A 7,725-nucleotide genomic window follows, 5' to 3' on the forward strand; every position below is an offset into this window, starting at 1 on the left:
CGGGGTGTGGGGCAGGGCGGGGTGGGTGGGCGCGTCCAGCGCGAAGGAGCAAAGGCGTCATCGCCACAGCATGACGGCACGACGACTTTGCCGAGTGTGCCGGAAGTGGGGAGGGCGCACCGGGCGCGGGCGGCGGTAAACTCGGGGCTTCACTCGCCACCCAGTGCCTTCCATGCGTCTTTCGATCCTGACCCTGTGCCTGGCCGCCGCGCTTGCCGCTGGCTGCTCGCGCGAATCCACGCCGGCCCCCGGCACCGCTGCCCCGTCCGCAGACCAGCAGGCCACCGTGAACGCCACCGCCGAAACCGACGAGCAGTCCTACGCCGAACCCGACAAGGTCCGCACCAAGGACCTCGCGCTGGAGCTGAAGGTCGACTTCGATGCCAAGACCCTGTCGGGCAGCGCGACCTACACCCTGGACTGGCTGGACCCCAACGCCACCGAGCTGGTGCTCGACAGCCGCGCGATCACCGTCGACAAGGTCGTGGGCGAGCGCGCCGACGGCAAGTGGGACGACCTCAAGTTCAGCTTCGCGCCGGCCGACGAGCTGCTGGGCAGCAAGCTCACCATCGAGGCCCCGCAGCGCAACCCGCGCATCCGCGTGAGCTACACCACCTCACCCGACGCCTCCGGCCTGCAGTGGCTGACCCCGGCGATGACCGAGGGCAAGAAGGGCCCCTTCATGTTCAGCCAGTCGCAGCAGATCCACGCGCGTTCGTGGGTGCCGCTGCAGGACACGCCGCGCGTGCGCTTCACCTACACCGCGCACGTGACCGCGCCGAAGGACGCGATGGTGCTGATGAGCGCCGACAACGATCCGAAGGCCGCGCGTGACGGCGACTACAGCTTCACCATGCCGCAGCCGATCCCGTCGTACCTGCTGGCCATTGCCGCGGGCGACCTGGTGTTCCAGCCGATCACCGACAAGGCCGGCGTGTGGGCCGAGCCGGCGATGGCGCCGAAGGCCGCCGCCGAGTTCGCCGACACCGGCCGCATGATCGACACCGCCGAGCGCCTGTACGGCCCGTACCGCTGGGGCCGCTACGACATCCTGGTGCTGCCGCCGTCGTTCCCGTACGGCGGCATGGAGAACCCGCGCCTGACGTTCGCCACGCCCACGGTGATCACCGGCGACAAGACCCTGGTGTCGCTGATCGCCCACGAGCTGGCGCACAGCTGGTCGGGCAACCTCGTCACTTTCTCCAGCTCCAAGGACGCGTGGCTCAACGAAGGCTTCACCAGCTACGTCGAGAACCGCATCATCGAGGACCTGTTCGGCAAGGAGCAGGCCGACATGGAAAGCGTCATATCGCGCAACGAGCTGGCGGTCGAGTTCAAGGACGCCAAGCCCGAAACCACCGTGCTGGCCCTCAAGCCCGAGACCATCCGCAACCCGGACGACTCGCTGACCTCGCAGCAGTACACCAAGGGTGCGTGGTTCCTGCAGTTCCTCGAGCAGCGCTTTGGCCGTGACGTGTTCGACCCGTTCCTGAAGGGCTACTTCGACCACTTCTCGTTCCAGTCGATCCCGACCGCCAAGTTCGTCGATTACCTCAAGACCAACCTGATCGAGAAGCACCCGGGCAAGGTGACGATGCAGGAAGTCGAACAGTGGGTGTATGAGCCGGGCATCCCCGATTTCGCGCCGAAGACCGTGTCGCCGCGCTTCGAGGCCGTCGACACCGCGCGCAAGGCGTGGCTGGACAACGGCACGCTGCCGGACAAGGCGCTGACGTCGAAGTGGATCACCCAGGAGTGGGTGCACTTCATCGAAGGCATGCCGGAAACGCTGAAGCCTGAGCAGCTGGCCGCGCTGGATGCCGCGTACCACTTCACCGGCACGCCCAATGGCGAGATCGCGCAGCGCTGGTACCCGCTGGCGGTGCGCAGCGGCTACCACCAGGCCGATGCCGCGATCAGCGCGTTCCTGCAGAAGATCGGCCGCCGCAAGCTGATCATGCCGACCTACAACGCGCTGGCGAAGACGCCCGAAGGCCTGAAGCTGGCCGAGGAAACCTTCGCGAAGGCCAAGCCCGGCTACCACCCGATCACCACCGGTTCGGTGGAGTCGGTGATCGCCAAGGCCAAGCAGGGCCCGGCGAAGTAAGGCATGCGCTGGCGTAATGCCTCCATCGCGGCCGCCCTCGTGGCGGCCGCGTTGTTGTTGGGTGGCGCAGTCTGGGTGGCGCGCGATCCGGAGGTGGTGCTGCGCGCGGAGTTCACTCGCCTGCGTCTCGGCGCGGGCCTGCAGCAGGCCTCGGTCGACGTGGCCGGCCATCGCTGGGTGTACGCCGTCAGCGACGAGGCACCCGTCGACGCCCCGGTGCTGGTGATGGTGCACGGCTTCACCGGCAGCAAGGAGAACTGGTACCCGCTCGCCGAGCGATTGCGCGGGCGTTACCGGCTGGTCATTCCCGACCTCGCCGGATGGGGCGCGAGCAGCCGGCAGCGCGGCGCCGATTACGGCTATCTGGCGCAGTCGGAACGGGTGGCGGCCTTCATCCGGGCGGTCGCACGGCAGCCCGGCCGGCAGACGGTGCTGCTCGGCCATTCGATGGGCGGGGGCATCGCCGCGCTGGTGGCGGCGCGGCATCCGGCGTTGGTCGACCGCGTCGGCCTGCTCGACGCCGCGGGCGTGCGCTTTGCCGACAACCGCTTCGGCCAGGAGGTCCTGGCGGGACGCAACCCGTTCGCGGTGCGCGACGTGGCCACGATGCAGCGCTACCTCGATACCGTGTTCTTCGATGCGGCGGCCAAGCCGTGGATCCCCTGGCCGGCGGACGGCATCTACGTCGCCCGGCGTACGCGCGAGGCCGCGTTCGAGCAGGCCGTGCTCGACCGCATTGGCCGCAGCGAGGAGCGCTTCCTGCCAGGCGAGGAAGCCGCGCACATTCGCCAACCGGCACTGCTGCTATGGTGCCGGCAGGACGCGGTGATCGATCCCAGTGCACTCGATCTTTACGCCGCGCGCATGCCACAAGCCACGAAAGTCCTGCTGGACGGCTGCGGCCACATGTCACTGATGGAACAACCAGCGGCGGTCGCGGATGCGGTGGTCGCGCTGATCGAACGAGGACAGCCCCGATGAAATGCAACACGCTCCGCCTCGTCCTGCCGCTGGCCGCCGCGCTGGCCGTGGTCGCCTGCAAGCCCGCCGAGGATCCCGCCGCCATCGCAGCGCGCCAGAAGGCGGCGATGGAGCAGGCCGCAGACGAAGCAGCCAAGCAGTTCGACGCCGAATACGGCCGCCACAACTGGGAGCTGGCCAAGGCGCACGGCGACGTGCTGATCGACAAGTACCCCGACAGCACCGCCGCCGCGCGTATCAAGGAGCGCCACGCCGATGCCATCGGCAAGGCCACCGAGGCGCGCGAGCAGCGTCGCCTGGCCTCGCTGTGGTCGTACGGCAACGAGCCGGTGGGCAAGGGTAGCCAGCTGTCGGCGTCGATCTACTCGCAGGAGCCGGTGGACACCGACGGCCGCGGCGCAAAGCCGGTGCGGCTGATCTTCCGCGACCACCCGGAGTGGGGCACCAGCAGCTACCTCGTGCTGGAAGCCGGCGACTTCAACTGCTACGCCGGCTGCAAGGTCAGGGTGAAGGCCGATGATGCCGCGCCCAAGCCGATGGCCGGCCGGCGCCCGAAGACCGACGAGGCGATCGCGATGTTCATCGAGGACGAGAAGGCGCTGTGGAAGCTCGCGCGCGACGCCAAGGTGATCGAGATCGAGTTCCCGGTGAAGGCCGGTGGCACGCGCACCGCGGTGTTCGAAGTGGCCGCGCTGGATACCACGTCGCTGCCGAAGTGGCCGCAGTAGGCGCGGGCCTTTACATCGCCTTTCCCCGGCGGGCGTAAGCTCGGTCCATGGCGCGCGACCCGCGCGCCAAGCCGGCGCGGGGCGGACCTTCGCGCCCTGTCACGTGCGACGCCGCGTGGAACGCTGGCGTACGCCCTCCGGGAGGCCGCCATGCTTGCGCCCCGATTGCACAGCCTGCTCGACGCGCAGCACGCGTCGTACACCCCGGTGCCCCACGAACGCGCCGTCACCGCGCTCGACACCGCCGCCGCCGCGCATGTGCGGCGCGAGTTGTTCGCCAAGACCGTGATGCTGAAGATCGATGGCGCCCTGGCGATGATGGTGATGCCCGCCGCCTACCGCGTCGACCTCCATCGCCTGTCGCTGGCGCTCGGAGGCCCCGTGGTCGAACTGGCCGAGGAGGCGGAATTCCGCAACGCTTTCCCCGACTGCGAACTCGGTGCGATGCCGCCCTTCGGTCACCTGTACGGCATGCCGGTGTACGTCGACTCGCGCCTGGCGCAGCAGCCGGAGATCGCGTTCAACGCGGGCACGCACACCGATGCGGTGCGCATGCCGTATGCCGAGTTCGAGAAGCTCGCCGAGCCCGAACTGCTGTGGCTCGCGCACGTGATGTAGGGCCGGCTCGGCTACCGATGCATGACCACGCGCCGCCGGCGACCCGGCCGACGACGCGTGTGCGGTCAAGGGGCTCGCTTAGAGCGCGTACCCGAACTGCTGTTTGAACTGCTCCGCAAACTCTTCGTAATCGAAGCGCTGGTTCTGCGTGCCCGGATGCTCCACCTTCAGCGCACCCATCAGGTTGCCGATGCGGCCGATGGTCATCCAGTCGTAGCCCTTCTCGATGCCGAAGATCAGCCCCGCGCGGAACGCATCGCCGCAGCCGGTCGGGTCGGTGACGCGGCGCTCGTGCGCCGGCGGCACGTCGAAGGTCTTCTCGGCGGTGTGGATCTCCGCACCCTTCGGTCCGCGCGTGCAGATGTAGGCCTTCACCCGCTGCACGATGTCCTTTTCGCTCCAGCCGGTGCGCTCCTGCAGCAGGTTGGACTCGTAGTCGTTGACGGTGACGTAGTCGGCCAGTTCGATGAACTTGCGCAGTTCCTCGCCGTTGAACAGCGGCATCGCCTGGCCCGGGTCGAAGATGAAGGGAATGCCCGCGTCGGCGAACTGCTTGGCGTTCTGCAACATGCCTTCGTAGCCATCGGGGCTGACGATGCCGAAGGTCACGCCCGGCACGTCCTTCACGTGGTTCTCGTACGAACGCATCATCGCGCCCGGGTGGAACGCGGTGATCTGGTTGTTGTCGTGGTCGGTGGTGATGAAGGCCTGCGGGGTGAACAGCTCGTCGATCACCTTGACGCGATCGAGCGTGATGCCCTGCTCGGTGAACCACTCGCGGTACGGGCCGAAGTCCTGGCCCACGGTGGCCATCGGGATCGGATCGCCGCCCAGCAGTTTGAGGTTGTAGGCGATGTTGCCGGCACAGCCACCAAACTCGCGGCGCATCCGCGGCACCAGGAAGGACACGTTGAGGATGTGCACCTTGTCCGGGAGGATGTGGTTCTTGAACTGGTCGGGGAACACCATGATGGTGTCGTAGGCCAGCGAGCCGCAGATCAGTGCCGACATGGGCGGGAAGCTCCTGTTGAGGGGGCAGGCCGCCCGCCGGACGGCCGGGTGCGGCAAGGGATTGGAAGGGACGGACGCGGCCGTACGGCGCGTAGGGTAGCGGCTGAACCGGTCCCGGGCCAGCCGCCCCCGGCCGTGACCGCGGTCGCAAGTTGAACGAAGCGCCAACGCGGGCAGTTGCGGGCGTCGCGAAAACGGCTGCAAACCCCTGATTTTCCTTGCCCGGCCCGGGGGGTATTGCTAGGCTAGCCCACTTGCCCCCGCATCCCCCAAGACGGCCTGTTTCCCGATGTTCAAGAAGTTTCGCGGCATGTTCTCCAATGACCTGTCCATCGACCTGGGCACGGCCAACACCCTCATCTATGTCCGCGGACAGGGCATCGTCCTGAACGAACCCTCGGTGGTCGCCGTCCGCCAGGACCGCCTGATCGGTGGCACCCGCTCGGTGGCCGCGGTCGGCGCGGAGGCCAAGCAGATGCTCGGCCGCACGCCCGGCCACATCACCACCATCCGGCCGATGAAGGATGGCGTGATCGCCGACTTCACCTACACCGAGGAGATGCTCAAGTACTTCATCCGCAAGGTGCACAAGAGCCGCTTCCTGCGTCCCAGCCCGCGCGTGCTGGTGTGCGTGCCGTGCGGCAGCACCCAGGTGGAGCGCCGCGCCATCAAGGAGTCGGCCGAGGAGGCCGGCGCCCGCGAGGTGTACCTGATCGAGGAGCCGATGGCGGCCGCCATCGGCGCCGGCATGCCGGTGACCGAGGCCCGCGGCTCGATGGTGGTGGACATCGGCGGCGGCACCACCGAAGTGGCGGTGATCGCGCTGAACGGCATCGTGTATTCGGCCTCGGTGCGCATCGGCGGCGACCGCTTCGACGAGGCGATCATCAACTACGTGCGCCGCACCTACGGCACCCTGATCGGCGAGGCCACCGCCGAGCGGATCAAGCTGGAGCTGGGTTGCGCCTACCCGCAGAAGGACAACCGCACCATGGAGGTCACCGGCCGCAACCTTGCAGAGGGCGTGCCGAAGATGATCACCATCAGCAACAACGAAGTGCTGGAAGCGTTGCGCGAGCCGCTGGCCGGGATAGTGACCGCGATCAAGCTGGCGCTGGAGCAGACCCCGCCGGAACTGGGCGCGGACGTGGCCGAGCGCGGCATCGTGCTGACCGGCGGCGGCGCGCTGCTGCGTGACCTGGACCGCCTGATCAGCGAGGAAACCGGCCTGCACGTGCAGGTGGCCGACGACCCGCTGACCTGTGTGGCCCGCGGTGGCGGTCGTGCGCTGGAGCTGGTGGACATGCACGGCAACGAGTTCTTCGCGCCGGACTGAGCCGCACCCGTTTTGCCGCGCGCGTGGCGCGGCCCCGTCGTCCCCTCCAACCCGTGACCTGATCCGCTGACGTGCCGCCTTACGCCGGTCCCCCCACGCCCCCCCGCTCCGGCGAGATCGCCGATTCGCTGCGGCTGATGATTTACCTGGGGCTGGCGGTGGCCCTGATCGTTCTGGACCACCGTGGGGGCTGGCTGCACCAGGCGCGACAGCAGTTCTCGCTGGTGGTGCAGCCGTTGTGGGCCGTTGCCGGCTGGCCTGGGCAGGCGATGCGCCGGGTGCAGGACGATGCCGGCACCCTCGGCCAGCTGACCGAGGAAAACCAGCGGCTGCGCCAGGAGTTGCTGCTCAGCCAGGCGCGGATGGCGCGGCTGCGCACCGTGGCCGCGGACAACGAGCGCCTGCGCGGCCTGCTGGATGCGGCCCAGACCAGCAGCGTCGACGTGCAGTTGGCGCCCATCCTGGACATCGACCTCGACCCGACCCGCCAACGCATCGTGGTGCGGGCCGGCAGTGCCGATGGCGTGCGCGTTGGCCAGAGCGTGATCGACGCCGGCGGTCTGCTCGGCCAGGTCATCGAAACCAAGCCGCAGCAGTCCAGCGTGCTGCTGATCACCGACCCCGCGCATGCGGTGCCGGTGGCGGTGGTGCGCAACGGCGTGCGCCTGGTGGCCTACGGTCGCGGCGAAGGCGGACGCCTGCGCCTGGGCAACATCCCCACCTCCAGCGACGTGAAGGTGGGCGATGAGCTGATCACCTCCGGCTTGGGCGGGCGTTTCCCGGCCGGGTTCCTGGTCGGCACCATCACCGACCTGAGCCCGGACGAAAGCCGCGCCTACCTGCAGGGCGAGGTGCGCCCCGCCGCGCAGCTGGACCGCGGCCGTGACGTGCTGTTGCTGCGCGCGGCGCCGCCGATGGCCCCGGCGCCATCCGCGCCCCCCCAG

7 protein-coding genes are annotated in these 7,725 nt (G+C 68.7%); 6 read left to right on the forward strand and 1 reads right to left on the reverse strand.

The annotated features are described in order from the left end of the window. Positions 1–172: 172 nt before the first annotated feature. The 4 genes from N800_RS14620 to N800_RS14635 all read left to right on the forward strand — a co-directional run bounded on the left by N800_RS14620 (position 173) and on the right by N800_RS14635 (position 4,434). Positions 173–2,107, forward strand: coding sequence for a M1 family metallopeptidase (locus N800_RS14620; protein ID WP_036140330.1), 1,935 nt, complete (start codon positions 173–175; stop codon positions 2,105–2,107). Between the two features lie 3 nt (positions 2,108–2,110). Continuing rightward, positions 2,111–3,088: an alpha/beta fold hydrolase gene (locus tag N800_RS14625; protein WP_036140332.1), complete on the forward strand. Its 978-nt coding sequence runs from the start codon at positions 2,111–2,113 to the stop codon at positions 3,086–3,088. Then, entirely contained in the window at positions 3,085–3,816 is a 732-nt protein-coding gene (locus N800_RS14630; protein WP_036140334.1) for a hypothetical protein, read from the forward strand. Before N800_RS14625 ends, N800_RS14630 begins: the two co-directional genes overlap by 4 nt. A gap of 150 nt (positions 3,817–3,966) precedes the next feature. After that, entirely contained in the window at positions 3,967–4,434 is a 468-nt protein-coding gene (locus tag N800_RS14635) for an aminoacyl-tRNA deacylase (RefSeq protein WP_036140337.1), read from the forward strand. Positions 4,435–4,512: 78 nt separating this feature from the next. Here the strand turns inward: N800_RS14635 and N800_RS14640 are convergent, their stop codons facing one another. Further along, positions 4,513–5,445, reverse strand: a complete 933-nt coding sequence (locus tag N800_RS14640) for a carbohydrate kinase family protein (protein WP_036140340.1) — start codon at positions 5,443–5,445, stop codon at positions 4,513–4,515. A gap of 289 nt (positions 5,446–5,734) precedes the next feature. Here N800_RS14640 and N800_RS14645 point away from each other — a divergent pair, with 289 nt between their 5' ends. After that, positions 5,735–6,781: a rod shape-determining protein gene (locus N800_RS14645; RefSeq protein ID WP_036140342.1), complete on the forward strand. Its 1,047-nt coding sequence runs from the start codon at positions 5,735–5,737 to the stop codon at positions 6,779–6,781. 71 nt (positions 6,782–6,852) lie between these two features. Further along, the coding region (mreC, locus tag N800_RS14650; protein ID WP_036140344.1) for a rod shape-determining protein MreC at positions 6,853–7,725 on the forward strand (873 nt) is incomplete at its 3' end.

The sequence above is a fragment of the Lysobacter daejeonensis GH1-9 genome (assembly GCF_000768355.1).
In the GTDB taxonomy this organism is placed as follows: domain Bacteria; phylum Pseudomonadota; class Gammaproteobacteria; order Xanthomonadales; family Xanthomonadaceae; genus Aerolutibacter; species Aerolutibacter daejeonensis.

Coding starts and splice junctions, on each gene's coding strand:
- N800_RS14620 (WP_036140330.1), top strand. CDS start 173: ATGCGTCTTTCGATCCTGACCCTGTGCCTGGCCGCCGCGCTTGCCGCT.
- N800_RS14625 (WP_036140332.1), top strand. CDS start 2,111: ATGCGCTGGCGTAATGCCTCCATCGCGGCCGCCCTCGTGGCGGCCGCG.
- N800_RS14630 (WP_036140334.1), top strand. CDS start 3,085: ATGAAATGCAACACGCTCCGCCTCGTCCTGCCGCTGGCCGCCGCGCTG.
- N800_RS14635 (WP_036140337.1), top strand. CDS start 3,967: ATGCTTGCGCCCCGATTGCACAGCCTGCTCGACGCGCAGCACGCGTCG.
- N800_RS14640 (WP_036140340.1), bottom strand. CDS start 5,445: ATGTCGGCACTGATCTGCGGCTCGCTGGCCTACGACACCATCATGGTG.
- N800_RS14645 (WP_036140342.1), top strand. CDS start 5,735: ATGTTCAAGAAGTTTCGCGGCATGTTCTCCAATGACCTGTCCATCGAC.